The organism is Vibrio sp. HI00D65 (genome assembly GCF_001635455.1).
In the GTDB taxonomy this organism is placed as follows: Bacteria; Pseudomonadota; Gammaproteobacteria; order Enterobacterales; family Vibrionaceae; genus Vibrio.
The window spans coordinates 85754-112018 of record NZ_LWEH01000159.1; the positions used below are offsets into that span (position 1 = coordinate 85754).

At 44.2% G+C, this 26265-nt stretch carries 21 protein-coding genes and 1 tRNA gene; 14 read left to right on the plus strand and 8 right to left on the minus strand.

Going from position 1 to position 26265, the window contains the following annotated elements:
* Positions 1-21 precede the first annotated feature (21 nt).
* Entirely contained in the window at positions 22-684 is a 663-nt protein-coding gene (minC, locus tag A3712_RS13985) for a septum site-determining protein MinC (protein WP_063523955.1), read from the minus strand.
* A 220-nt stretch (positions 685-904) separates the two neighbouring features.
* Between minC and A3712_RS13990 the strand changes: the two genes are divergently transcribed.
* The 5 genes from A3712_RS13990 to A3712_RS14010 all read left to right on the plus strand — a co-directional run bounded on the left by A3712_RS13990 (position 905) and on the right by A3712_RS14010 (position 6704).
* Positions 905-1195 (plus strand): YcgL domain-containing protein, encoded by a 291-nt coding sequence (locus tag A3712_RS13990; protein ID WP_063523956.1) that lies wholly within the window; start codon positions 905-907, stop codon positions 1193-1195.
* Between the two features lie 30 nt (positions 1196-1225).
* A complete protein-coding gene (locus A3712_RS13995; RefSeq protein WP_061033721.1) occupies positions 1226-2224 on the plus strand; it encodes a lytic murein transglycosylase in 999 nt (332 codons plus the stop codon).
* A gap of 152 nt (positions 2225-2376) precedes the next feature.
* On the plus strand, positions 2377-3297 hold the full coding sequence (locus A3712_RS14000; RefSeq protein WP_080566522.1) for a LysR family transcriptional regulator: 921 nt from the start codon (positions 2377-2379) through the stop codon (positions 3295-3297).
* A 207-nt stretch (positions 3298-3504) separates the two neighbouring features.
* Complete coding sequence (locus tag A3712_RS14005; RefSeq protein WP_063523957.1) at positions 3505-4704, plus strand: NupC/NupG family nucleoside CNT transporter; 1200 nt, start codon at positions 3505-3507, stop codon at positions 4702-4704.
* A 185-nt stretch (positions 4705-4889) separates the two neighbouring features.
* On the plus strand, positions 4890-6704 hold the full coding sequence (locus A3712_RS14010) for a cation:proton antiporter (protein ID WP_063523958.1): 1815 nt from the start codon (positions 4890-4892) through the stop codon (positions 6702-6704).
* A gap of 77 nt (positions 6705-6781) precedes the next feature.
* Here A3712_RS14010 and folD read toward each other — a convergent pair whose 3' ends face one another.
* A complete protein-coding gene (folD, locus tag A3712_RS14015; protein ID WP_063523959.1) occupies positions 6782-7639 on the minus strand; it encodes a bifunctional methylenetetrahydrofolate dehydrogenase/methenyltetrahydrofolate cyclohydrolase FolD in 858 nt (285 codons plus the stop codon).
* Positions 7640-7850: 211 nt separating this feature from the next.
* On the opposite strand from folD, the gene A3712_RS14020 reads away from it, so the two are divergent.
* Positions 7851-7927: transfer RNA gene (locus A3712_RS14020), tRNA-Arg, on the plus strand.
* 77 nt (positions 7928-8004) lie between these two features.
* Here the strand turns inward: A3712_RS14020 and A3712_RS14025 are convergent.
* The 4 genes from A3712_RS14025 to A3712_RS14035 form a co-directional block, all read right to left on the minus strand.
* Positions 8005-8508, minus strand: a complete 504-nt coding sequence (locus A3712_RS14025) for a GNAT family N-acetyltransferase (protein WP_063523960.1) — start codon at positions 8506-8508, stop codon at positions 8005-8007.
* Positions 8509-8671: 163 nt separating this feature from the next.
* A complete protein-coding gene (locus tag A3712_RS14030) occupies positions 8672-9220 on the minus strand; it encodes a disulfide bond formation protein B (RefSeq protein WP_063523961.1) in 549 nt (182 codons plus the stop codon).
* A gap of 11 nt (positions 9221-9231) precedes the next feature.
* On the minus strand, positions 9232-9387 hold the full coding sequence (locus A3712_RS28325) for a DUF5993 family protein (protein WP_231891811.1): 156 nt from the start codon (positions 9385-9387) through the stop codon (positions 9232-9234).
* Positions 9388-9408: 21 nt separating this feature from the next.
* The gene (locus tag A3712_RS14035; RefSeq protein ID WP_063523962.1) at positions 9409-11193 is read right to left on the minus strand and encodes a GTP-binding protein; all 1785 of its coding nucleotides are present in this window, start codon (positions 11191-11193) and stop codon (positions 9409-9411) included.
* A 350-nt stretch (positions 11194-11543) separates the two neighbouring features.
* Between A3712_RS14035 and aroC the strand changes: the two genes are divergently transcribed.
* Positions 11544-12629, plus strand: a complete 1086-nt coding sequence (gene aroC, locus A3712_RS14040) for a chorismate synthase (RefSeq protein ID WP_063524014.1) — start codon at positions 11544-11546, stop codon at positions 12627-12629.
* A 72-nt stretch (positions 12630-12701) separates the two neighbouring features.
* On the opposite strand, the gene A3712_RS14045 is transcribed toward aroC, so the two are convergent.
* Complete coding sequence (locus A3712_RS14045) at positions 12702-13325, minus strand: trimeric intracellular cation channel family protein (RefSeq protein WP_063523963.1); 624 nt, start codon at positions 13323-13325, stop codon at positions 12702-12704.
* A 299-nt stretch (positions 13326-13624) separates the two neighbouring features.
* Between A3712_RS14045 and A3712_RS14050 the strand changes: the two genes are divergently transcribed.
* The 3 genes from A3712_RS14050 (at position 13625) to A3712_RS14060 (ending at position 15115) form a co-directional block, all read left to right on the plus strand.
* Positions 13625-14155, plus strand: a complete 531-nt coding sequence (locus A3712_RS14050; RefSeq protein ID WP_063523964.1) for an elongation factor P hydroxylase — start codon at positions 13625-13627, stop codon at positions 14153-14155.
* A 9-nt stretch (positions 14156-14164) separates the two neighbouring features.
* A complete protein-coding gene (locus tag A3712_RS14055) occupies positions 14165-14428 on the plus strand; it encodes a YfcL family protein (protein WP_004737967.1) in 264 nt (87 codons plus the stop codon).
* 165 nt (positions 14429-14593) lie between these two features.
* Positions 14594-15115, plus strand: a complete 522-nt coding sequence (locus A3712_RS14060; RefSeq protein ID WP_063523965.1) for an NADPH-dependent FMN reductase — start codon at positions 14594-14596, stop codon at positions 15113-15115.
* A gap of 137 nt (positions 15116-15252) precedes the next feature.
* Here A3712_RS14060 and mnmC read toward each other — a convergent pair whose 3' ends face one another.
* Positions 15253-17403: a bifunctional tRNA (5-methylaminomethyl-2-thiouridine)(34)-methyltransferase MnmD/FAD-dependent 5-carboxymethylaminomethyl-2-thiouridine(34) oxidoreductase MnmC gene (gene mnmC / locus A3712_RS14065; RefSeq protein ID WP_063523966.1), complete on the minus strand. Its 2151-nt coding sequence runs from the start codon at positions 17401-17403 to the stop codon at positions 15253-15255.
* A 56-nt stretch (positions 17404-17459) separates the two neighbouring features.
* On the opposite strand from mnmC, the gene fabB reads away from it, so the two are divergent.
* From fabB to A3712_RS14085, 4 genes are all read left to right on the plus strand, one after another.
* Positions 17460-18671: a beta-ketoacyl-ACP synthase I gene (gene fabB / locus A3712_RS14070; RefSeq protein ID WP_063523967.1), complete on the plus strand. Its 1212-nt coding sequence runs from the start codon at positions 17460-17462 to the stop codon at positions 18669-18671.
* A 429-nt stretch (positions 18672-19100) separates the two neighbouring features.
* The gene (locus tag A3712_RS14075; RefSeq protein WP_063523968.1) at positions 19101-20234 is read left to right on the plus strand and encodes a 4-phosphoerythronate dehydrogenase; all 1134 of its coding nucleotides are present in this window, start codon (positions 19101-19103) and stop codon (positions 20232-20234) included.
* A gap of 12 nt (positions 20235-20246) precedes the next feature.
* Complete coding sequence (locus A3712_RS14080) at positions 20247-21260, plus strand: aspartate-semialdehyde dehydrogenase (RefSeq protein ID WP_063523969.1); 1014 nt, start codon at positions 20247-20249, stop codon at positions 21258-21260.
* A 208-nt stretch (positions 21261-21468) separates the two neighbouring features.
* A complete protein-coding gene (locus tag A3712_RS14085) occupies positions 21469-26199 on the plus strand; it encodes a FimV/HubP family polar landmark protein (protein ID WP_063523970.1) in 4731 nt (1576 codons plus the stop codon).
* The last annotated feature ends 66 nt before the right edge of the window (positions 26200-26265 follow it).

A 26265-nucleotide genomic window follows, 5' to 3' on the forward strand; every position in this document is an offset into this window, starting at 1 on the left:
TATTTTTTCCTTTTATTTCTCTTATATTGCGAGGACGTCAACGTGTAATACATCGTTTGCCATACTGAACATGGTTTTCTTCTGCCAGTACTCGCTTTCAATTTGATCGCTGAGCCAGTAATTTCCTGCAATAGAAACCAGCTCAGCTTGTAAATCATTACAAATTATTTTTGCTTCAGTTTGACCACTTGCACCGGCAATCGCACGGCCGCGTAATGTGCCATGAATATGGATGCTGCCATCGGCAATTACTTCTGCACCTGCACTTACGTGGCTTAGGATTAATAGGTCGCCATCTTTTGCGTATACCTGCTGTCCAGAACGAATCGGGGTTCTAATCACTTTAATCGGTGCCATTTTTGCAGGTGCTTGAGATGGGGATTTACTTGCCGTCATGACCGCGAAGCCAGCTTCTCTAGCAAGGTTTTGCATGCGCTTGTCAGAACAACCAGCGACGCCAACCGGAATCATACCCGCTTGAGAGATGCCATCTTTTAGCTTTACGAAGTCGATATCGCCAGCCACTTTACTGATGTTGATAACCACAGGCGCAGCAGCAAAAAAAGTGGGTGCTTGGTCTACCTTCTCTTGAAGAAAAGAGACTGCATTTTCGACTTGATCATCGGATAAGTGCAAAACAGATAGCGTAAAGCTGCTACCTTTTAGATCTGGGTTACTAGACATCGAAAAACTACAGGACCTCAATAGCGAATTGGTACAATTTCTTTATTAATAAAATAAAGGGCATTGCCTGAAACTAGGTTTATCATGTTATATTCCCAGACCAAGCACAGCAAGTAATCTTGTTGTCAAATGAACGTTTTGTTCCCAATATTTCCCTAACATAAACTCTTGATCTCGCAAGTGAGAGTTTTGTAGTCATAATCAATTAAAAAGGTTTGTCATGCTGTGTTCTATATATAAAAGCTTAAAGAAAGAAGGAACATACCTTTATATCCCTAAGAAGGATGATTTCTCACAAGTTCCTGACGCACTGATGCAAATGTTTGGTAAACCTAGTTTTGTAATGGTAATTAAAATGGACGGTCGCAAACTGGCTCAAGTGAACATCGATAAAGTGAGAGAATCACTGAACACCGATGGTTTCTTTTTGCAGGTTCCGCCTCCACCAGTAAACGAACTTGAGCTGTATAAAGAGCGCAAAGCTCAGCAAAACAATCAAGACGAAGAGTGATAACTATCTCAATTCAGGGAGGAGTGATCGTTGAGTAAATTTTCGAAAAGCATATTGGCGGTGTCGGCATTACTTTTAGGTAATAGCCTGACCATTGGCTCAGTACAGGCTCAAGAACTGAGTTTCGAGCAATATGTAGAAAAACTAAAGCAACAAGGCCGTGAAGAAGGCATTTCAGAAGCGATCATTGATGAAGCCTTTGATGGTGTAACGTTTAAGCCAAGAGCGGTCAAAGCGGATAAAAACCAACCTGAAAAGAAACTGACTCTGGATGAGTACATTCCACGAGCAGTGCCAGATTGGAAAGTGAAACAAGCAAGATCATTGTATAAGAAGCATTACAAAGCCTTAAAGCGCATTGGTGATGAATATGGCGTTCAGCCGCGATTCATTGTCGCTTTATGGGGCGTTGAGAGTAACTTCGGTAAATTCACCGGTAATTACAGCGTTATCGATGCTTTAACGACGATGGCTTACGAAGGGCGCAGAGAAGCGTTTTTCCGCAGTGAAGCGATGGCGGCGTTGACTATTCTTGACCAAGGACATATCACCCCGAAAGAGATGAAAGGCTCTTGGGCTGGTGCTATGGGTCAACCTCAGTTTATGCCTAGCTCATTCTTAGCGTATGCCGCTGATGGCAATGGCGATGGTAAGAAAGATATCTGGGGTACGGAAGAAGATGTATTTGCCTCTGCGGCGAATTATCTGAGCCAATCCGGTTGGGATGACAAGTACACTTGGGGTCGTCAGGTTCACGTACCATCAACGGTGTCTATTGATTTGCAAGGTCGTTCTGAAGACAAAGCGAAATACCTAAAAGAGTGGTCTGAACTGGGTATTAAGCGTTATGACGATCGCCCATTACCTAATCTTGATGAAGACATTAAAGCTTGGTTAATCATGCCAGATGACGAAGCGGGCCGTTCTTACCTCGTTTACAACAACTACAATGTGTTAATGAAGTGGAATCGTTCTTACTACTTTGCTTTGGCAGTTAGTCATCTAGCAGACAGAATCAAGTTTGATTAGTAGACCTAATTATATTCATTCGTAGAGCTTGCTTTGATGGCATTTGGTCTACCATAGGCAGAACGAACTAAAGGACTCTTCGGAGTCCTTTTTGATTTTATATTTTAGAGTTTTAAGAAGGTGGTCTTGTGCTAACAGATAGAGCTGCACAGATGGTGATATTCCATGCACTAATTAAGCATGATGGCTTTACCAGTGCTGCGAAAAGCTTGAACGTTTCGGTGTCTCATATCAGTAAACAAGTTGCTTTGCTTGAAGACTCTATTGGTATCAAGTTGGTACAACGAACTACACGTAGCCTCACGCTAACGGAAGCGGGGGAAGTCTTCTATCAGCACTGTGAGCAACTGTTTAACACGGTAAAAGCAGCTCAAATGGATATGGACAGCCAGCGTGACGATATCTCTGGAATACTGCGTGTCGGGCTGTCGCAGTCATTTGGCACTTTACATATCATTCCTGCGATTGATGAGCTCAGACAGTTGTATCCTCAATTGAGAATCGAAGTCCACCTGTTCGATTATAAAGTGGATATGATTGAAGAGCGATTGGATCTTTGGATCACCAATAACGAAGACCTGCCTGAAGGGTATATTGCGCAGCGATTAGCTGACAGCCAGTTTGTGGTAGCCGCATCGCCTGATTACCTGATTAAAGCCGGGACGCCACACGTACCGTCGGATCTGATTGACCACAACTGCCTTATCTATCGTAGCCGAGAGCGAGACTACACGTCGTGGGCGTTTGATAATGGGCAAGAGAACCTCAGTGTAAAAGTAGCTGGTGATTATTCGGTGGATTTAGCTGAGGCAGTTCGAGACGCAGCGGTATCAGGGTGGGGCGTGGCTTACTTAGCCACTTACTTAGTGAAGGAAGAGTTCAGAACGGGCAAATTAATCCAAGTTTTGCCGGAGTGGAGAGCGAGTCAGCTGATGCCGTTCTATGCTGTATATCCGAGTCGAAAGAACATGCCGAAGAAGCTTTCTGCGGTGATTGAGTTCATCAAAGATCATATTGGATCGCCGACGTACTGGGATGAAAACCTAAAAACGTGCGTTGAACTGCATCGTTAACTGTTTCCAAATCTATAAATATAATTTCCATATGGAAATAGTATGCTTTTTAATCAAAGTTAATTATTAAAATTCAATGACTTAATTAAAACTATTACTCAAAGGTGATTACCCCAACATCACATTAACAACCGCTGCTTGCCGCAAACGATTTCCTCTATAGAATGCGTCGCCTTTCCCCTAACTACAACTTTTAGGTTGACGCACATGGCTTCGCTACTTGGAATTATTACTATTTTAGTTGCCGCTTGGTTACTATCTACGGACAGAAAAAATATTCCACTAAGAACAGTCTCTTTGGCTTTCTTACTACAAATCTCATTCGCGCTATTGGTTCTGTATGTACCAATGGGTAAAGAAGCGTTGAGTGCAGCCACAGGTGCGGTATCTAGCTTGATCAACTACGGTCAAGAAGGGATTAATTTCCTATTTGGTGGCCTTACGAACAACGGTTTCGTTTTCGCGATTAATGTTCTGGGCATCATTATCTTTTTCTCTGCGCTTATCTCTGGTTTGTACCACATTGGCTTTATGCCAAAAGTTATCAACCTTATAGGTGGTGCGCTGCAGAAGTTCTTGGGTACAGGCCGCGCTGAATCACTGTCTGCAACTGCAAATATCTTCGTTGGCATGATTGAAGCACCATTGGTGGTTAAGCCTTACCTGAAACACATGACGGACTCGCAACTGTTCGCAGTGATGGTGTGTGGTTTGGCGTCTGTAGCGGGTGGCACGCTTGTTGGTTATGCATCGCTTGGTGTTGACCTAAACTACCTGATTGCAGCGGCATTTATGTCTGCACCTGCAGGTTTGTTAATGGCCAAAATCCTAGTGCCTGGCAGAGCTGACGATGTTCAAGAAAACATTGAGTCTGATGTTGAAATTCCACGAGCAACAAACGTAGTTGAGGCAATGGCAGATGGGGCTATGTCTGGACTTCGTATTGCCGTTGCGGTGGGTGCGACACTCCTTGCCTTTATCAGTGTGATTGCAATGCTGAATGGCTTGCTAGGTATTGTTGGTGGTTGGTTTGGCGTAAACCTAAGCTTCGAACTTCTCCTAGGTTATGTGTTCGCACCCGTTGCATGGCTGATCGGTGTGCCGTGGTCTGAAGCTGTTGTGGCAGGTTCACTGATCGGTAACAAGATTGTTGTGAACGAATTTGTCGCTTTCATTCAGTTAATGGATGCGAAAGAGGTTCTTAGCGAGCATTCACAAGCGATTGTAACCTTTGCACTGTGTGGCTTTGCTAACATTTCAACAATGGCGATTTTGATTGGTGGCCTAGGTAGCTTGGTGCCTGAGCGTCGCTCTTTCATCTCACAATACGGCTTTAAAGCAATTTGTGCAGGTGTGTTTGCTAACCTAATGAGTGCAGCGATTGCTGGCGTGGTACTTTCACTCTAGCTCGATGATAGGTACTGAGTGAAAGAGTCAGTCACTTTATTTCCCCTATAGTAAAGTGACTGATTAATCACAATAATATTCGGTTAGCATGAGAAAGAGAGCCTATAGTTTAATGGCGTAGGCTTTCTTGTTTCAGTCAACAGATTTGGACCACAGGGCGTGGCACCAATTATTTAGGGGCATAAATGGATTTGTCGATTACTTCTTCTTTGGCGCTAATTGGACTCTTGTCTCTAGCTTGTCAGCTACTCGGCTGGCGATTGCGTCTTCCCGCGATTCTCCCTCTTCTTATTGTTGGCCTGTTATTGGGTCCCGGCTTAAATGTCCTTAATCCCGACGCCATCTTTGGTGAAGTTTTATTCCCAATGATTTCACTGGGGGTTGCCATTATTCTGTTCGAAGGTGCATTGACGCTTAACTTCAAGGAGATAAGAGGCCATGGTCGCATGGTGACTCATCTAGTGAGTGTAGGCATGCTGATTACATGGGCGTGCATTGTGGTCGGTGCTTACTACTTTGTTAACTTTAGCTGGTCATTAGCGGCGCTATTCGGTGCCTTGGTGGTGGTGACGGGGCCGACAGTGATTGTGCCTATGCTGCGTAGTATTCAGCCTAAAGCCTCTCTTGGTAGCATTTTGCGATGGGAAGGGATTGTGATTGACCCAATAGGCGCTCTGTTTGCCGTTCTGGTTTATGAATACATTGTCTCTTCAGCAGATCCTACTGGACATGTCCTTTCCGCTCTGGGATTAACCTTAGCTATTGGTTTAGGCTTAGGGATCATCGGTGGCCATTTGATTGCCAAGATGCTGCAAGGGCATTGGGTGCCTCATTATTTACGAAATATAGCGGTACTGACGTTAATGTTGGCGGCGTTCTCCTTCTCTAATGACTTGAGCGAAGAATCGGGCTTGTTAACCGTGACCATCATGGGGATCTGGCTTGCCAATGTAAAGGGCTTGGATATCGAAGACATCATCGAATTCAAAGAAACCCTGACTGTGTTGCTCATTTCTGCGCTGTTTATTTTGTTGGCCAGTCGACTCGATTCGGGCGCGTTTTTGTCGATAGGTTGGGGTGGTATAGGGTTATTAGCGGTGGTTATGCTGGTGGCTCGCCCGCTAAGTGTGTGGATCAGCGGGATCGGCACGGATCTTAGTTCTGCAGATAAATGGTTTTTAAGTTGGATGGCACCACGCGGGATCGTGGCGGCAGCGGTTTCTTCTCTGTTTGCGATCAAACTTCAAGAGAAGCAATTGATCGAGGGCGCAGACCTGTTGGTCCCTATGGTGTTCTTGGTCATCATAGGTACGGTTGTTATTCAGAGCTTAACTGCGAGCTGGTGGGCGAGAAGGCTAGGAGTCACTCAAGAGAAAGCGCAAGGGGTTATCTTCTTTGGTGCCACCCACTTTGTAAGGCAGTTTGCCAAGGTGCTCGCGACGCACAACATAAATTGTGTGCTTGCGGATACTAACTGGGAGAGCATTCGCTTGGCGCGCATGGATAACTTGAATGTTTACTTTGGCAACCCAGCTTCCAGTCACGCCGAAAATAATTTGGAATTGGATGGGATAGGGCGAGCGATGATTGTTTCGCCTTATCGTCAAACTAACCCGTTAGTCAGCATGCATTATCAAGACGAGTTTGGTGCCAATAAGGTTTTTGAGCTTGAGTCACCAGAGAGTAAGCATGAAAGGCATCAAGTGAGTCGAGATGGCAACCGAAGTCTATTTGAGGAAGGCGTCACCTACTCCAAGCTCAACTCATTAATGGCACAAGGTAGCCAAATTAAGAGTACAGGGCTGACAGAGGCATTTGATCTGAATGAGTTTAACGCGCTTTATCCTAAAGCGATTTTGCTTGGAGTCATCAATGACGGGGACTTCCGTTTAATTACTCAAGGGGCTGACTTAGAAAAGCTGATATCGACAGAATGTGAGATCATCAGTTTACTGCCGCCTTCAGAGCTGGTCGAGAAAGTCGAGACTCCAGATAAGTAGTAAGTGGTCTTTCGCAAAAAAGCCGCAGCGTATATCACGTTGCGGCTTTCTAATTCTATTTATACTGCGCTGATAGATTACTTCGAGTGAAATTGCTCACAAGCGATCATTGTGTTTTCAATCAGGCTTGCTACTGTCATTGGACCTACACCACCCGGTACTGGTGTGATAAAGCTTGCGCTCTCTTTCGCGACATCGTATTCAACGTCACCTACTAGCTTGCCAGAGTCCAAACGGTTGATACCAACATCGACCACAACTGCACCTTTCTTAATCCAAGCACCAGGAATGAAGTTAGGCTTACCTACAGCAACCACAACAACGTCTGCTTGACGTACGTGGCCTTCAAGGTCTTTAGTGAAACGGTGACATGTAGTCGTTGTACAACCTGCTAGAAGCAGTTCTAGGGTCATTGGACGACCTACGATGTTTGAAGCGCCAACAACAACAGCGTGCTTGCCACGTAAATCGATGTTGTAACGGTCAAGCAGGGTGATGATACCTTTTGGCGTACAAGAGCGAAGCTTTGGCATACGCTGAGCCAAACGGCCGACATTGTATGGGTGGAAGCCATCAACGTCTTTTTCTGGTGTGATGCGCTCAAGAACGTGAGTGCTATCGATGCCAGCAGGTAGAGGCAGTTGAACCAGAATACCGTCGATCTCTGGATCTAGGTTCAGTTGGTCGACTAGGTTTAACAGTTCATCTTCTGTTGCAGTAGCTGGCAAATCGTAAGATTTAGATACGAAGCCAACTTCTTCACACGCTTTACGCTTACTACCAACGTAAACCTGAGAAGCAGGGTCTTCACCCACTAAAATAACCGCTAGGCCCGGAGCGCGTAATCCAGCTTCAGTACGAGCTTTTACACGTGCAGCTACTTCGGAGCGAACCGTTTGAGAAATTAGCTTTCCATCAATATTTTGAGCAGTCATGAATTTCCTTAGTATTGATATTCAAGTTAGTGGCTGATGTTTTTGGCGCATTATTCCAGAAAATCTTTTTGATTACCACAAAGCAAACGATTGCTTTGCTCTGTTTTTCAACACTTATAAGTTTATTGACCTTTTTTTACTCACTTAGATCAGAATGTTACATAAAGCCGTTGCTTTCATGATTCGAATTCGTATAATCCATTCCTGTAGCGCGCCCTTAGCTCAGCTGGATAGAGCACGTCCCTTCTAAGGATGTGGTCGTAGGTTCGAATCCTACAGGGCGTGCCATTATTAAAAGAAACCCGATAGCTCTCTGAGTTGTCGGGTTTTTTGCATTTTAGGGTGAGTTAAACTTTCTGCTTTTGTTAAACCATCACGACCTCTGGAATATATCTAAGGCCCAACATAGTACATCCATCTTCTAAATAACTGTCCGTCACCACATCGAAACCGAATTTACCATAGTAGTCTTTCAGGTGTGCTTGCGCTGAAATGAAAATAGAGCTTTCCGGGTAAATTTTTCGAGTCGTATCGAAGCTTACTTGCATGAGTTGGTTACCTACCTGCTTACCTCTGTACTCTTTTGCGACGATGACACGACCGATACATACATCATCGGCATCCGCGTTGATCAATGGGAGCACATCACAAGGGTATCCAAGTTTGGGAGCCATAATACGACTGTAAGCCACGAGACGTTCGTTATCATAGCCAATGACGTGATAGGTCTCGGGATGGTTATCTTTGCCATCCAAGTCGCTGTAGGGTGTTTTCATGTCTACGATAAAAATATCGACTCTTTCTCGTAAGAAATCATAGAGCTCATCAACCGATAGCTCCGCAAATTTTTTCACTCTCCACTCGATCATTACCTTTCTCCTTATTATTTGGGGCTAAAACATAGAGGCAATTTCAACCGAGGTCATTAACCTTTGTTAATTGATTACTATTTTCCATTCCAAAAAGGCACAACTGCATCAACAATTGGGCCTTTATTTTGCTATCTTGACCTGACGGTTTTAAAATAGTCAGTTATATAAAGAGATCGGAAAACCAATAACTGATTGGGTCTGCTGGGCATTCATATGGACCACACTCTAAAAAAGTTGAAATAACATTTATCAGCACTGTAATAATTGCAATAATGCATACGCCTTTTCCAAATGTGGTCATTTGATGTTCTTTTGTTTTACAATCATTATTCCAGAGCATAAGTAAGAGTGCTACTCCGGAAATTGTCATACCGAAAATAACAAAAGCCCAAGTATAATAATGCATGCCAAATATTGCGCTACCATAACCAGGAGTACCAGGGATAACATGTAATGATATTTGGCGAAGGGACGTAGCAGCACCAAATAGTGCACCAATTAAAATAATGCCATAATGTCGTTGCTCAGTACCGTAAACTACGTTCAACATAAAGCCAAACATTACCATTACAAAACCTAAACGTTGCAACAAGCAAAGTGGGCAAGGTAATTCATTTAAAGATACTTGTAAGATTGATCCCATGAGTAAAACGACGGTAATACCGAGAAGACCAAGTGTATTGAATATGGTTATTTTTTTATTATTCATTGAATTGCCCCTTATAATAAAATAGATAGGGTATCTGTTGCATGGTGGTTAAACCAATATAAACTTATAATTAATGATATAGTAAATATTACATAACCTAATTGCTTTTTACGTGTAAATATACTGATTACCGATATTAATAGTAATGAGAAAATAAAACTCATCATAAAACTATCCTTACATATTGTTTAATTGCGTTTTGCTAGTCTAATATTAAGAGGTGTGACTTCGATTAATTCGTCATCATTAATCCAAGTCATTGCTTGTTCTAAGCTCATTGCGAAAGTGGCTTTCATCGCATAGTTTTTATCTGCAGTGGTTCTCCAAACTCTGGCTAGTTGTTTGCCCTGTCTGCAATTAACATAAAGGTCTGATGGTGTTATGGCTGCACCGATTATTTGTCCTTTATATACCTTTTCACCGTGCGTAATCATCATTCTACCTCGATCCTGCAGGTGAGCTAACGCATGGTTTAATGCCTTACCTGTTCCATTTGAAACCATTACGCTTCCGATCCTCTGCCCAACGTTCTCGCTACTCTTATTGCCGAATCCGTCCTCTTCAAAATGAAATGATGCAGTACCCCCTGAGAGGTTATTCAGGCAATGTCTCAACCCAAGCATTCCTCTTAATGACCCTCTAAAAACTAAGTTACTTTGATCATCGCCTGCTGTTTCACTTGATATAAGAGTGGCTTCTCTGTTCGTTAACTCATAGATTATGTCACTGATATTTTTGTTATAGCAGGTGATAAAACACTTATTATATGGTTCGTGGTGATTTTTATTCATTTCATTATTTATTACTTTAGGTCTTGAAATACAAAATTCTGAGCCCTCTCTCCTCAGCTTTTCAATTAAAACACCAAGGTGTAATTCACCTCTTCCGGAAACGTCGATACACCCAGCATCATTGGATGATTTTATTTTCAAAGCAACATCATGTGTTGCTTCAAGCCTTAACCTTTCTGTAAGAGCTTTTGACTGAAGTACTTTTCCTTCTTGTCCTGCGAATGGAGAGTCATTAACGCTAAATTGGATACACACCATTGGTTTATCGATTTGTAGTTGTCCTAGTTTTAATTTGTTATTTTTAGTCGTTATAATGTCTGAAATACATATGTTATCAATACCAGATATAGCAATAATATCTCCAACATCTCCTTCTGGGATTGCAACTCTATTAAGCCCATGAGAGCGAAAGACTTCTTTTACTGTCGCACTTCTTTCCGGTTTCCCCTGACTTGTAATAATAACTTTCTGACCTTTTGTAAATCCGCCTGCCAATACACGACCAATGCCAATTAGTCCGATATATGGTGAATAATCAAGTTGGTGGATTTGCATTAAAGGTTCTGAGCTTTCTAAAACTTTTGGAGCCTCAACATTATTTATTATTAGGTCTAATAAGGGGGCCATACCTTCTGTTTTTATCGGTTTAGATAAATATTTATAGGCATAGTTTAAGCGAGCGCTACAACATACAATAGGGAAGTCTAATTGTTCCAACGTTGCACCTAGTTGAATGAGTAGGTCATATAATTTATCCAAACACCTTGATACGTTAGACTCTCTGCGGTCAATTTTATTAATGGCAACTAAAATTTTTAGCCCTTTTTTGATTGCCTTTTCAGCCACGAAACGAGTTTGAGGCATCGGCCCTTCGACTGCATCAACAACAACTAATGCTGCGTCAGCCATATCGATGACTCGCTCTACTTCACCACTAAAGTCTGAATGCCCGGGTGTATCGATTATATTGATTCGATGATCCTTCCAATCAACGGCAGTTACCTTTGATAAAATAGTAATGCCTCGTTCCTGTTCTTGGTCATTTGAATCGAGTAATAAGTGCTTACCTTCATCTTGTCGAGATAATGAATTTGTTTGGCGTAAGAGCGTATCAACTATCGATGTTTTTCCATGGTCTACATGTGCAACAATGGCAATGTTTCTTATATTTTGATGTTTCATTGACAATTGTCCTGTTAGATGTGGTTAATCATTTATCCTGTCTATTATGGGTTTAATTATATGGCTAAAACTCCTGGTTTTTTATTGTAATAAAGACAAAAAACATCAATAAAGAGACATTTTAAAGTCGATGAAATTGAGTTGGAACTTTTTTATTTTCTTTGCACTGGTTGCTAAGATCTCAAGACGTTGTGGAACTTACTAATAGAAAGTTAAAATTGTTCCTTTTTTGGGGTTTACATCATTTGGTAATAAAGCCACTATGAATTCACGAAGAATAGACAAGTAAAGCTGTTCACCAGCGGGTTTAGGAATCAAACCTTCTGCTGATGGCTGATTTAGAGGAAGTAATGGCAGGAAACAGTATCGGACAACATTTCCGCGTGACCACGTTCGGAGAAAGTCACGGTATCGCACTAGGATGTATCGTAGATGGGTGCCCACCAGGATTAGAAATTACTGAAGCAGACCTTCAAAAAGATTTGGATCGTCGTCGCCCTGGTACTTCTCGTTACACAACGGCTCGCCGTGAAGCAGATGAAGTAAAGATTTTATCAGGTGTATTTGAAGGCCAAACTACGGGTACTTCTATTGGTCTATTGATTGAAAATACAGACCAACGCTCTAAAGATTATTCCGAAATTAAAGATAAATTCCGCCCAGGCCACGCTGATTACACCTACCATCAAAAGTACGGTGTGCGTGATTACCGTGGTGGTGGTCGCTCTTCAGCTCGTGAAACAGCAATGCGTGTTGCGGCTGGTGCGATTGCAAAGAAATACCTAAAACAAGAATTTGGTATTGAAGTCCAAGCTTACCTTTCTCAAATGGGTGATATCTCAATTGATAAAGTCGATTGGAACGAGATTGAAAATAACGCTTTCTTCTGCCCTGATGCAGATAAAGTACCTGAGTTTGACCAACTGATTCGTGATCTACTAAAAGAAGGCAACTCGATTGGTGCGAAGATTCAAGTGGTTGCGACTAAAGTGCCTGTAGGCCTTGGTGAGCCGATCTTTGATCGCTTAGATGCTGACATCGCCCACGCGCTGATGAGCATTAACGCTGTTAAAGGTGTTGAGATTGGTGATGGCTTTGAAGTGGTTAATCAACGTGGCAGCGAACACCGAGATCCATTAACGCCTGAAGGCTTCACTAGCAACCATGCTGGCGGTATTTTAGGTGGTATCTCTACTGGCCAAGATATTGTGGCAAGCATTGCGCTTAAGCCAACATCAAGCATTACGGTACCGGGTGACACTATCACTAAAGATGGTGAAGCGACGCAGCTCATCACTAAAGGTCGTCACGATCCATGTGTTGGTATTCGTGCGGTGCCAATTGCAGAAGCGATGCTAGCGATTGTTCTACTCGATCATCTATTACGCCATCGTGGTCAGAACCATGGCGTAACGACGAAGACTCCTCAAATCTAACGATTGAGTGAATGAAAAAAGGGTTGCTTTCTATTGGAGCAACCCTTTTTTGTTTTTTAGTGGTATTTGCTATTAATGCACAGAGCTTTCAGGATCAAGCTGGAATGAAGGCAAGCGCCACTTGAATCTCACTGCGGCCATGCGCAGCAAATAGCCGATCACAAGCGTTACAATCGTTGCAGTGACGTCGTTAATGCCAAACTCAAGTAAGCCCAGATATAAACCTGAAGCAATCAATGCGATAGAGGCGTAAAGCTCTTCATGTAGCACCAGCGGTGTTTGACGACAGATAAGATCACGCAGCAAACCACCAAATACGCCAGTAACCAGTGCTGATACCATGCAGATCATTGGATGAAGGCCCATGTTCATCGCCACTTTAGTACCAATGATACTGAATACAATCAGTCCCAGTGCATCTAAACGAATGAACAAACCTTTAAGTTTAATAACCCACTTAGCTAAGCCCGTTGTGACAACGCCTGCCACACAAGTAATCGCAAGAAATTCAGGGTTCTCAACCCAACCTAACGGGTAGTGGCCAAGCAAGATGTCTCGCACTGTACCACCGCCAATTGCCGTTGCGCTGGCAACCAACATTACACCAAACCAATCCATTTTTTGTTTACCAGCACTGAGAGCACCGGTCATGGCTTCTGCCGTGATGCCAATGATATACAAAACACTTAGTAGCATTGCTGTAGCTCTATTATTTAGGTCTATAAATTGGAGTCTTATAGGCCTTGGAGGTATAAAAATGAAGCGCGAGTGTAGTAGCAAAATTAGCGATTGACGAATGAATATTTGTACCGTGAATAAGCATTTCAGATTAGCTAAACTAATCATTCACCTAAAAGTGGTATTATCTGGATGCTGCAATCGATTGTCCACCGATAGGATAACGATATTGCTAATGTCATTACCCCTAAGAGGGCTTTACCGAGCGCGTAAAAAAACGCAAAATGCGCCTGTTCTTTTTACTTTAATTTGATTCTATGACGCACCAATATCCAGACATCATCAATATCTTCAACCAAACCTTTTTCGAGAGCTTCAATACTAGACTCGAACTGGGTGAAGATGAGCCTATTTATCTGCCAGCCGATGAACAGGTTCCTCACCATCGTATTGTGTTTGCTCGCGGGTTCTATGCCTCTGCATTGCACGAGATCGCGCACTGGTGTGTAGCGGGCCCTGAACGTCGTCTAGTGGAGGACTTTGGTTATTGGTATGAGCCAGATGGCCGAACAGAAGCGGTTCAAGCTGAGTTTGAAAAGGTAGAAATCCGCCCGCAAGCGTATGAATGGATCATTGCGACCAGTGCAGGCTTTCCTTTTAATGTTAGCTGTGACAATCTACACGGCGATTTTGAGCCAGATCGTTTGGCCTTTATGCATAAAGTACACAACGAAGTGATGGGTATCCTAGAAGTTGGTCTTCCACCAAGAGTTAAAATGCTTTCCGAAGCGTTGCGCGACTTCTACGATGTAGAACCTCTGTGTGCTAGCCAGTTTATTGTGAAATAAGAGAATATTATGATTATCGAATTTGAAGAAAAACTACTTGAAGTAATTGATGCTCGTATTGAAAACGCATCAGACGACGAACTGTTTGCGGGTGGTTACTTACGTGGTCATATCTCTCTTTCAGTGGCTTCATGTGAAGAAGAAGGCATAGAAGATTTGGCAGAGGTGAAAGCGCGTATTGAGAAGAGCCTAGATGATGCTCGCTCTGAACTCACACCAGCAGATCGCACTATTGTGAATGACCTTTGGGTTGAGCTGCAAAACCAAGCTTAATTCCTGGTGATACCTGCTCAGTCCCTTCCTTTCCATTCTGCTGAGCATTGAAGTTTGAGACTCATTCGAAATTTTTGAATGAGTCTGTTCAATCCTTGTGATGGTTCCATTTTCTGACTACGTTATTCTGATCCCACTTAACGAGATTACAGAAAGGATTACATCATGAAAGTTATCGCATTCGGCGCAAGCACAAGCTCTACCTCTATCAACAAAACACTAGCAACTTACGCAGCTAACTTGATTGAAGATGCTGTCGTAAAAGTTCTCGACATCAATGACTACAACGTTCCTATGTTCAGTGAAGACACGGAAAAAGAGATTGGCCAAGCTGAAGGTGCACAAGCATTTTTGCGTGACTTAGCAGAAGCGGACGCATTTGTGATCTCTTTCGCAGAGCACAATGGCCACTATCCAGCAGCGTACAAAAACCTATTTGACTGGGCGACACGTATTGAGCGTTCAGTATTTGGTGAGAAGCCTGCAGTATACCTAGCGACGTCTCCTGGCCCAGGTGGTGCGCAAACAGTACTTGGCGCGGCAACAGGTTCTGCACCGTACTTTGGCGGTAACGTAAAAGCCTCAGTTTCTGTACCAAGCTTCCACGATAACTTCGACTTTGAGTCCGGTGCTATCAGCAACGAAGAGGTCGCACAACAGATCAAAGAGGCCGTCGCTAAGCTTTAACTTCGCAATCAATACTTAAACCCAGTAAAGTCGTTTTGAAAGTTTAAGTGATCAGATACAAAAAGCCCGAGAGACGCAGTGTCACTCGTGCTTTTTCATTGCAAATACTCTGAATTAACGAACGAGTAATCCGTCAGCTATTGATTGGCTTTCGCTTGTTTATCTGCAACCCACCCTGCTGTTAACGCCTTACCTTTACGCAGCCTACGTACCCACATTCTACTTGGGTGGATGGCTTCCAGTACATCAGCTGGCAGAGGCAGTGGATCGCCACAGATTTGTGATGCTAAAACTTCTGCAAGTAAGGGAGCTGAGCTTAACCCTCGTGAGCCTAAACCGATAAAGCAGAATAGGTTAGGGAAGCTAGTGATAGTTTCAACATCGTCAACCGAGTCACGCTGTGGGTTAAATTTATGCAGATTTTGGTACTGCTCTTTAATGGCTTCAAAGTTACCAACGTTACCGACAAACGGAAGATGATCTCGGCTTACACTGCGGATACCTTGGCGCGCTAGGTTGCCACTGGTATCGACTTCTTTTGTCCACGCTTGATTTGGCAGTGACCCATGAAGGCGCTCGCCATTGTGCTGTTGAACTTCAGCATCAAACTCTTGGTCGATGTTGGTTTTGTCGTAGTTCGCGCCAATGCAATGGTGTCCATTGTTTGGGTTTTGTGGTGTTAGGTAGCCATCAAAGCACAACACGGTTCTGAGTTTGCTAAGATTTTCCGTGGTTGGAATGTGGCTCACTTGACCTTTAACCGGAGTAAGAGGTACAGGTTGAGTTTGCTCAAATTGAGTGAACTTATGCCCGTTCGCAACCACTACTTGGTTATGCTTAGTTTGAATCTGACCTTGTGGTGTCTCAATCGTTAGTAGCCATTGTTGTTCAGCTTCGAGCCACTCTAGTTGAGTTACTTGATGTTGATAGTGTGTACTTACTTTATTGGTTTGTTCCAATTGACCAATAAGGCCTTGGGTAAGCTGAAGTGGGCTTAACCATCCACCTAGAGGAAAGTAGACGCTCTCTTTATCAACGGGTAAACCGATCTTTTCGTTTGCTTGCTCTGGCGATAAACGCTGAATCAAATCGGTGTGGAAATTACCTTCCAACATGCGATTGAGCTTCTTAGTCGAACCCTCATCCCACATCAAAATGTTCACACCACACCAGTTATGATCGAATTCAATCGATGTTGCGGCTTGATTGATGAACTGGCGCGCAAACAACAATCCAGGACTGAATATACGCGAAACGTTTGAGGTCGCTTCACTCAACAGCGGGTAAATCGCACCTTGGTTATTACCAGAGGCGTTACCTGCAGCTTGCTGGTGTTCACAGTAAAGTGTGATGTTCTTACCGCGGCGGCTCAGTGTTTTAGCCAATGCAGCACTGGCAACACCACCACCGATGATAGCTATGTCTAGTGAGTTACTGTGCTCTGATAGATCGTACCAAGGCTTGATATTGGTATGAGCACGTTTTTCGCCAAGTCGGCCTGCAATCATTTCACGCTTAGTACCAAAGCCTTTGACCTTCTTCATCTCAAAGCCAGCTTCAATCAAACCACGACGCACAAAACCAGCCGCGGTGAAAGTCGCACAGCTACAATCTTGCTTGGCCAGTTTTGCCATGCCATTGAATAGGTTTTGGTTCCACATCTCTGGGTTTTTGCTTGGGGCGAATCCATCTAGGAACCATGCATCTACCAAACCTTGCTTTGGTGTAGGCACGCTTGGCATACAGTCTTTGATATCGCCGAACCATAAATCCAATGTGATCGCACCATCGCCCAATACAATGCGGTGACATTCAGGCAGGGCGATAGGGTAGTGTTCTTGGAGTTGCGTCGCATACTCGGCTAATTCTGGCCACGCTAGGTGCGCTTTGATGAGATCCTCTTTGTTTAAAGGATATTTCTCAAAACTGATGAAATGTAATTCTTTGGTAATAGCTTGAGGGTTATCTTTAAGGAAAGCATCGAACCATTGCCAAACCGCAAGAAAGTTGAGGCCTGTACCAAAACCAGTTTCAGCGATCACAAAACGGCGCTGATCATGTTCAAGCCAACGCTCTGGAAGGTGGTTTTGCTTTAAAAAAACGTAACGAGTCTCTTCCAAACCATTTACGTTGGAGAAGTAAACATCGTCAAATTGGTCTGAAACTGGCGTGCCAGACTCATTCCATTCCAGCTCAGCATTAGTAATTGAAGTCATAAAATCTATCATTTTGTGATTTGAAGCGATATGTTGGTAGGGATTGTACGAATTTCTAGGAAAGCTGACCACTTTTGTTAGGCTTCTTAGTTATCATCTAGCTGAATTTAGAATTATAGGAATGTCACATGAAACGAGTCGTAATCACCGGTATGGGTATTGTTTCAAGTATCGGTAACAACGTCGAAGAAGTTTTAGCATCACTGAAAGAGGGTAAATCTGGTATTACCGCTTCAGAGCAGTTCAAGGAAAATGGCTTACGCTCTCAAGTTTGGGGTAACCTTAAAATGAACCCTGCTGACCATATTGACCGCAAAAAGATGCGCTTTATGGGTGATGCAGCGGCATTCGCTTATCTTTCAATGGAGCAAGCAATTGCAGACGCTGGCCTAACAGAAGAGCAAGTATCTAATGACCGCACGGGTATCGTTGCGGGTTCAGGTGGTGCTTCTTCTCTTAACCAAGTAAACGCAGTAGACATCATCCGTGAGAAAGGCGTTAAGCGTGTTGGTCCATACATGGTTCCACGTACAATGGCTTCAACGGTTTCTGCTTGTCTAGCAACTCCTTTCAAAATTCGTGGTGTGAACTACTCTATGAGTTCTGCATGTGCAACATCTGCACACTGTATTGGTCACGCAATGGAGCTTATCCAACTCGGTAAGCAAGACGTAGTATTCGCTGGTGGCGGTGAAGAGCTAGATTGGTCTCTGACTATGATGTTCGACGCAATGGGCGCACTTTCTACTAAGTACAACGATACTCCTGAGCTAGCTTCTCGTACTTACGATGCAGACCGTGACGGTTTCGTTATCTCTGGTGGCGGCGGCATGCTAGTTATCGAAGAACTTGAGCACGCTAAAGCTCGTGGCGCGAAAATCTACGGTGAGATCGTAGGCTACGGCGCAACTTCAGACGGTTACGACATGGTTGCGCCTTCTGGTGAAGGCGCGGTTCGTTGTATGAAGATGGCAATGCAAAACGTTGATGGCGTTGATTACGTGAACACTCACGGTACTTCAACTCCAGTTGGTGACGTGAAAGAGCTAGGTGCTATCCAAGAAGTATTTGGTGGCAACAGCCCAGCAATTTCGGCAACTAAAGCGATGACAGGTCACGCTCTAGGTGCAGCTGGTGTACACGAAGCGATTTACTCAACGCTAATGCTAGACAACGGCTTCATCGCTCCAAGCATTAACGTTTCTAACCTAGACGAAGCAGCTGCTGGCCTAGACATCGTAACTGAAGCTCGCGAACAAGAGCTAACAACAGTTATGTCTAACAGCTTTGGTTTCGGCGGTACGAACGCAACGCTAGTAATCAAAAAATACCAAGCTTAATTAGGCTTGAGTTAGATAGACAAAGGTTAATTGTTAACGGGTGACGCGAGTGCAGTTTCAACACGCACAGGAAACCCATTAACCATGACCCACAGAACAAAGCTTTCTGAACACAGGTTTAGAAATGGAAAGGTTTCCAGAGCTTGATCAGTAGTGGCTTTGGTTAGTACTGGTCGAACAGACGCAGACTCTGTCTCCTGGAGAGCGAGATAGGATCCTTTTGTTCTGGATGTTTGCCCGATTGTTAATTCAATCGGGCATTTTTCGTTTTAGGCTTGAGTAGTAAAAGCTGATTAGGAATCTATCCTTATCTCAACAAGCCTTTATTCATAATGTATTCCATTTGTTACTCGACACCGTGTGTGGAATTTTGCACAATCATTTCAATTCACATTTAGGTCGATAGACCCCAACAAAAGTACTCGCCAAATGAAAATCTTAATCGACGAAAACATGCCTTACGCTGAAGCGCTTTTTAGCCAGCTAGGTGACGTGACAATGAAGTCTGGTCGCACATTAACTGCGGACGATCTGGTTGACGTAGACGCACTGATGATTCGCTCTGTCACCAAGGTGAACGAAGAATTAATTAGCAAAGCCAATAAACTGAAGTTTGTCGGTACCGCGACGGCGGGTATGGATCACGTCGACCAAGAATTGATGAAAGAGCGTGGCATTTTCTTTACTGCGGCACCGGGCTGTAACAAAGTGGGTGTGGCTGAATATGCGTTCAGTGCGATGATGGTTCTTGCGCAGCAACAAGGCTTCTCTGTGTTTGATAAAACAGTCGGCATTATTGGCTGTGGCCAAGTGGGTAGCTACTTAGCAAAATGCCTTGAAGGTATTGGTATTAAGGTTCTATTGAACGACCCTCTTAAACAGCAAGAGGGCGACACTCGTGAGTTTACTGAACTAGAAACTCTGCTTGAGCAATCAGATGTGATTACTCTGCATACTCCGATCACGAGAACGGGTGAGTTCCCAACCCATCATTTGATCAACGAGCAAGTGCTGAATAAGTTACGTGCTGACCAGATCCTAATTAATGCGGCTCGTGGCCCTGTGGTTGATAACCAAGCATTAAAAGCTCGTCTGCAAAAAGCTGATGGTTTCACAGCCGTCCTTGATGTATTTGAGTTTGAACCTGAAGTGGACATGGAACTGCTCCCCTTACTTGCTTTCGCAACACCTCACGTAGCGGGCTACGGTCTAGAGGGCAAAGCTCGCGGTACTACGATGATCTTTAACAGCTATTGTGAGTTCTTGGGTAGTGAACAACGCGCTTACGCGAGCGATCTATTGCCGACAGCGCCTGTACCTCAAATGCAATTAGATAGAGCTTGGGACGAAGCAACACTGCACAATTTGACTCAGTTGATCTATGATGTGCGCAAAGACGATGCCTTATTCCGTCGCAATATCGCTACGCCAGGTTCTTTTGACAAGATGCGTAAAGAGTATTGGGACCGCAGAGAGTACAGTGCAGTCGAGTTAACAGGTGATGATTCTTGTAATCTAGCACCGTTAGCTAAACTCGGTTTTATGGTAAAGCCAACTTTATAAAAGAGAGAAACAATGAGCCAAGAATTTAATATTGCTATTTTAGGTGCGACTGGTGCGGTTGGTGAAACCATTCTTGAAGTGCTTAAAGAGCGTAAATTCCCTATCGGTGAACTGCACTTACTAGCAAGTGAACGTAGTGAAGGTAAAACTTACCGCTTTAATGGTAAGACGATACAAGTGCAGAACGTAGCAGACTTCGATTGGTCTCAAGTTCATATCGCATTTTTCTCTGCTGGTGGCGACCTTTCTGAACAATGGGCGCCAGTTGCTGCGGATGAAGGTGTTGTTGTTATCGACAACACATCTAAGTTCCGCTACGAATATGATGTTCCACTGGTTGTGCCGGAAGTGAACCCAGAAGCAATTGCTGAGTTCCGTAACCGCAACATCATTGCGAACCCAAACTGTTCAACGATTCAAATGTTGGTTGCGCTTAAGCCAATTCACGATGAAGTCGGCCTAGAGCGTATCAACGTGTCGACTTACCAATCGGTGTCAGGTGCAGGCAAAACGGGTATCGATGAGCTTGCTGGTCAAACCGCTAAGCTTCTGAATGGTATGCCAGCTGAAAACTCAGTATTCCCACAGCAGATCGCGTTCAACTGTATCCCTCAAATTGATGAGTTTACGGAAAACGGCTACACACGCGAAGAGATGAAGATGGTTTGGGAAACACAAAAAATCTTTAACGACTCTTCAATTACTGTGAACCCAACGTGTGTTCGTGTACCGGTGTTCTACGGCCACGCAGAATCTCTGCACGTGGAGACTCGCTCTCCAATCGGTGCTGAGCAAGTGGTTCAATTGCTAGAGAACACAGAAGGTGTTGAAGTTTTCCACGGTATGGAATTCCCAACACAAGTACGTGATGCTGGTGGTAAAGACCACGTAATGGTAGGTCGTATTCGTAACGACATCAGCCATCATAGTGGCATCAACATGTGGGTAGTTGCAGATAACGTTCGTAAGGGCGCAGCGACAAACGCAGTTCAAATCGCTGAAGTTCTGATTCGCGATTACTTCTAAGCCTTACCGCTTTGATAAACAAGCCTCACTCTTTGGTGGGGCTTTTTTAATCGATTAAAAATATTGTTGGTCAAATTGTGTGAAATTGCTGCGAATATTGTCGCTGCAACACATTTTTTGTTTTCATTTCTATAGTTTTACGTCATTTATCCGATATATTTAATAGATCATCACATTATCCGAATTTAAGCACCTAGCTGAGCCTTTTATGTTTCAAATTTTCAAGCAGTGGTTAATACCTTTTGCCGTTATCATTACGACTCAGATTTCCGTTGTTCGTGCAGATTCCATTCGAGTTGTAGGGCCTAATGGTCAGATACAATCAGCGCCTACTTTTTCAGAACCTCTTCAAAGAGCTCAATCGAATAGCGCAGAGCCTTCTCGTTTCTACGGTCCAACGCGTGGTAATGAAACGCTGTGGTCTATTGCCTCAAAACTACGTCCTGATAACTCTGTTTCCGTCCAACAAACCTTGTTGGCAATTTACCGACTGAACCCACAAGCGTTTGAAAACCAGAATATCCATAGCTTATTGCCTGCTAGCCATTTACGTGTCCCTTCTTTAGAGCAAGCTCGTGCGAACTCTACGCAGCAAGCTATCAATATCATGAGCTCGCATTTGGCAAAGCTTGATGAACCAGCAGCTAAGCCCAAAGCCGTTCAAGCTTCAAACCAATCGAATGTGGGATCGAAAAACCCGGTGCCTGCTAAGCCAGCTCCGGCTGTAGAAAGCACGAAAAAATTGGCTTCTGGTTCGCCATCCTCTTCTGTTAAAGAGATGAACAATCTTGAGAAGCAGCTAGAGCTATCTGAAAGCGAGCTATTATCTCTCGAGGAGAAGAACCATCAACTTCGCTTGATGTTGTCGGATGTTCAGTCTGAAGTGGATGTGCTTAAGACAGAGCTGAGCGACGAAGACCGTATTCGCAGTGAAGTTGAAAAGTTACTTGCTGAAGAACGCAGAAAGAACGCTGAAATTGAAAAAATGGCACCAAGTGCGATGGACCAGTTATTGTCGAATGGCTGGCTAGTCGCTGCACTTGCGATCATTCCAGGCCTTCTACTTGGTCTTATCATTGTGATCTTGTTGGGTCGCCGCTCTAAAAATGAAGAGCAACAGCAACCAACGCAAGACCAGCCTATTCAGCCAGAGCCAAGTAGCGCTGCCCCAATGATGCTGGCTGATGAGATCGACGACCTCGACAATGAGTTGTCTCTCGATGATGAGCTGTTTGGTACAGAAGATGATGCGAATAAGCTATTTGATGACCAAGCATTGGCTGACGAAGACGATGTGTTTGCTGGCCTAGATGAGTCGGACCTTGATTTCAACCTAGATGGTGAAGACGATGATCCGTTTGCCAGCATCGGTGAGAACGGCGATTTAGACACTAACTTCGATGATCTTGATTTAGACAGCAGCAACGGCATCAGTGTTAATGGTGAAGAGAAAGCGCTTGGCCTAGAAGAGATGGAGCGTGCGCTTGATAAGACGGCAGAAAGCGCGCTTGATTCTGATGATGGTGACTTTGACTTGTCGGACGACAACTCAATGTCTGCTGATGATATTGAAGCACTACTATCTCAAGAGTCACAGACGGAAGACCTAGGCTCCAACGAACTGGATCAGTCTATGCTCGATGATCTGTTTGCATTGGATGATGAAGACGATGACAGCTTCGATATTGATGCTCTGATCTCAGAAGAGCAAAGTGATTCGAAGCCGAGTGCAGACACGACTACAAGCGATGATTTTGATATCGATGCACTTATTTCTGAACAGCAAACTTCTCAGCCAGAGCCAACAAGTGTTGAAGATGATATTGATGACATCTTCGCGCAAGTAGCTGCTCAGAATGAACAGAACGATCCTTTCAATCTTGATAGCGACGATGAGAGTGCCAAAGACCTAAATAGTGGTTTGGCGTCTGATGACGATATCGAAAACATTTTGGCTCAGTTTGACCAACCTCTGGAAAGCGAAGAAGAGCAGCAGAGTGTTGACCTGCTTGACGAGCAATTAGCCGGTGATGATGTCGATTTAAGTAATTCGACAAACCTACTTGATGAGATGTTGGAAAACGATTCTGATGAGGATTCTGAAAGTGAACCTCTAGGTTTTGACGCTCTGTCTGAATTGGAAGAACTATCAGGCTTATCAACCGATGATGAACTGAACATTTCTGAAGACAGCACAGAGACGCTAGATGAGCTGCTTAGCGACGCGGATGATGATTTTGAGATTGATGCTGAGAGTACCGACCTATTAGATGAGTTCCTTGACGACGATATCAATGATACCCAGCTTGCGCTAGACAGTGATGAAACCTTGGATGAGCGGCTAGGAAGCGAGTTGTCGGCGGATGAAGACGATCAGTCAGCGACTGAATCTCTGGATCCATTCGATGAGCTACTGACGAGTGGTATTGAAGACGAGATTGAATCTGAAGACAAAGCCTTTGATAAAGAGCTCGAAGCTGCATTCGACTTCGACACACCGAATGATGACGTAAGTAGCCTTGCAGAGGCCGATATCGAGTCGTTACTTTCTGAGCCTTCTGCTGCACCTGAATTTTCTGAAGCTGAGCTTGATGAGCCGGTAGTTGCTGAGCCAGAACTACAAGTCGACGACATCGAAGCTAACGACGAGCTAGTAAGCACAGAAGCGCCAGAAAGTACTACAGAGCCAGAGCTCAAGAATGATGAAGCTGCATTTAATCGTGATGACTTTATCGATGATATGTTTGGTGTTGCACCCGCTACAGATGCACTACTCAATGACCCGTTGGACACCACTGATGAAGCGCTTATCGATGAGTTGATGACGCCAGAATTGGGCGCACACGTTGAAGAAGTTTCTGAGCAACCCGCTCAATCTGACGTGATTGAACCAGTGGTCGAAGATACAAAACCAGAGATCGAAAGCGATGAGTTAGATATCGATTCGTTACTCTCTGAAAATAATAATGTTGAGGAGTTTGAGCATGAGCAACCTGAGCTTCAACCTTCACAGGAACTAGGCAGTTCAGAAGAAAGCGCGCCACGGTTTGATCACGAGGCTCCGTCTCCAGCTTCATTAGGTGACATTTCTGACGATGATGAAGATACAGTTGAAGATTGGCTAGCTGAAGCGATCAACGATGTAGAATCTCCATCGAACGTTGACTCTGATTTTGACTTTGAACCTAAGATTCAAGGTAGCGAAGATTTCGATAGTGTTGTTGAATCCTTGCCAGAGCCAGAGCCAGAGCCAGAGCCAGAGCCAGAGCCAGAGCCAGAGCCAGAGCCAGAGCCAGAGCCAGAGCCAGAGCCAGTTCGTGCTGCGAACATGCCAGAGATCATTCCAAATGAATTCGGTGTGCCACAAGACGATGATTGGCTGATTGACGAAGATACCACTGAAGCAGTGACTGAAACTGCTCAAGAGCCAACGTCTGAGCCTCTACCTGAAACGTTCCTGCAGTCAGAAGCGGCAGAGCAACAGAGCGAAGATGAATTCTCGTTTGATGACTTCGAGCTTCCAGAGTTTAATGAAGAAGACGCATTGGCGGAAGCTAAGGCTGAAACTGCCACTGAACCGCAAGCTGAGCCTCAACCTGAAACAGCACCACAGCCAGAAGCTATAGAACAACAGAGCGAAGAAGAATTTTCGTTCGATGACTTCGAGCTTCCAGAGTTTAATGAAGAAGATGCGTTAGCTGAAGCCGAGGCTAGCGCTGAATCGCTAGTTGAGCCTCAATCTGAAGCGGCGCCACAACCAGAGGCTGCAGAGCAACAGAGTGAGGACGAGTTCTCGTTTGACGACTTTGAGCTACCAGAGTTTGGTGAAGAAGACGCATTAGCAGAGGCTGTGAGTGAGCCTGATGAAGCTCAGTTAGAGCAGGATTTATCGGATGGCAGCGAGAAGTTTGAGTTCGATGATCTTGACCTGCCAGAATACGATGAAGAAAGTGCTAAAGTGGACTCTGTCTTAGATGATATTGAGCAGAGCAGTGCAGAGCCTGTTGCGGAAGAGCAAGGCGTACAGTTTGACGAATTGGATCTGCCAGAATACGGTGAAGATGAAGCGATCTCTGATGCATTTGCAGAAAAGCCTACACCATTAACTGCCTTTAGTCCGCAGGGAGAAGAGCAAGACGCACTGCATGACCTGTTCTCGAACCCACAAAGTTTTGTTGGTGAGGATGACTTCTCGGATGTCAATGAAGCGGATTTAGCCGGATTCCCAGAAGCCAGCGAACCAACAAGCGCACCTTCAGCTCCTAGTGCTGAGGTAAACGAAGTTGAAGACGAGCCGTTAGAGGGCTTCGATAACTTTGATGAAACTAATTTGGCTGAATTGCTTTCAGAAGATGTTCAAGACACGGTCGACAACATGTTCGAAAAGCCATTAGATGCAACATCGATTGATAGCGCCGGGTTAGACATTGACGCAATGCTTGAAGTTGGCGGTGAAGATTGGAAAGGTTTTAATCTTGCGCCAGAACAGCAATCGAGCATGCAAGATGATGTGCCTGATGATCAACAAGAGATCTGGGCGTCTGCAGAGCAGCAAGCTGAACCTAAGATCAAAGAAGAGAATTGGGCGCAGCAAGATAACTTAACCGAATCATCGAATAGTCGTGATAAGCAGTACATGACCATCGATGAATTGATGGCTCAAGTTGAGCAAGAGGGTGAAGATGCCATTAACCCAGATGAAGAAGAACTGAAGCTGGATGTTGGTCTGAATGAATTCCCTGACGTAATCGGTGATATTGGAAACTATGATGTCGATAGCAACGCTGAAGCTGCAGGTAAGCTTGATCTCGCAAAGATTTACATTGAAATGAGTGACTCTCAAGGCGCGATCAAACTATTGGAAGAGGCGATAGTCGACGGAAGCGACGATATTCGTCGAGAAGCCAAGAATCTTATCGATACGTTAAACGGACGATAAACTGGACGAGATATAAAGGGTAGCATTGGCTATCCTTTATTTTTTGGCGAGTCGTTCTTTTAATAT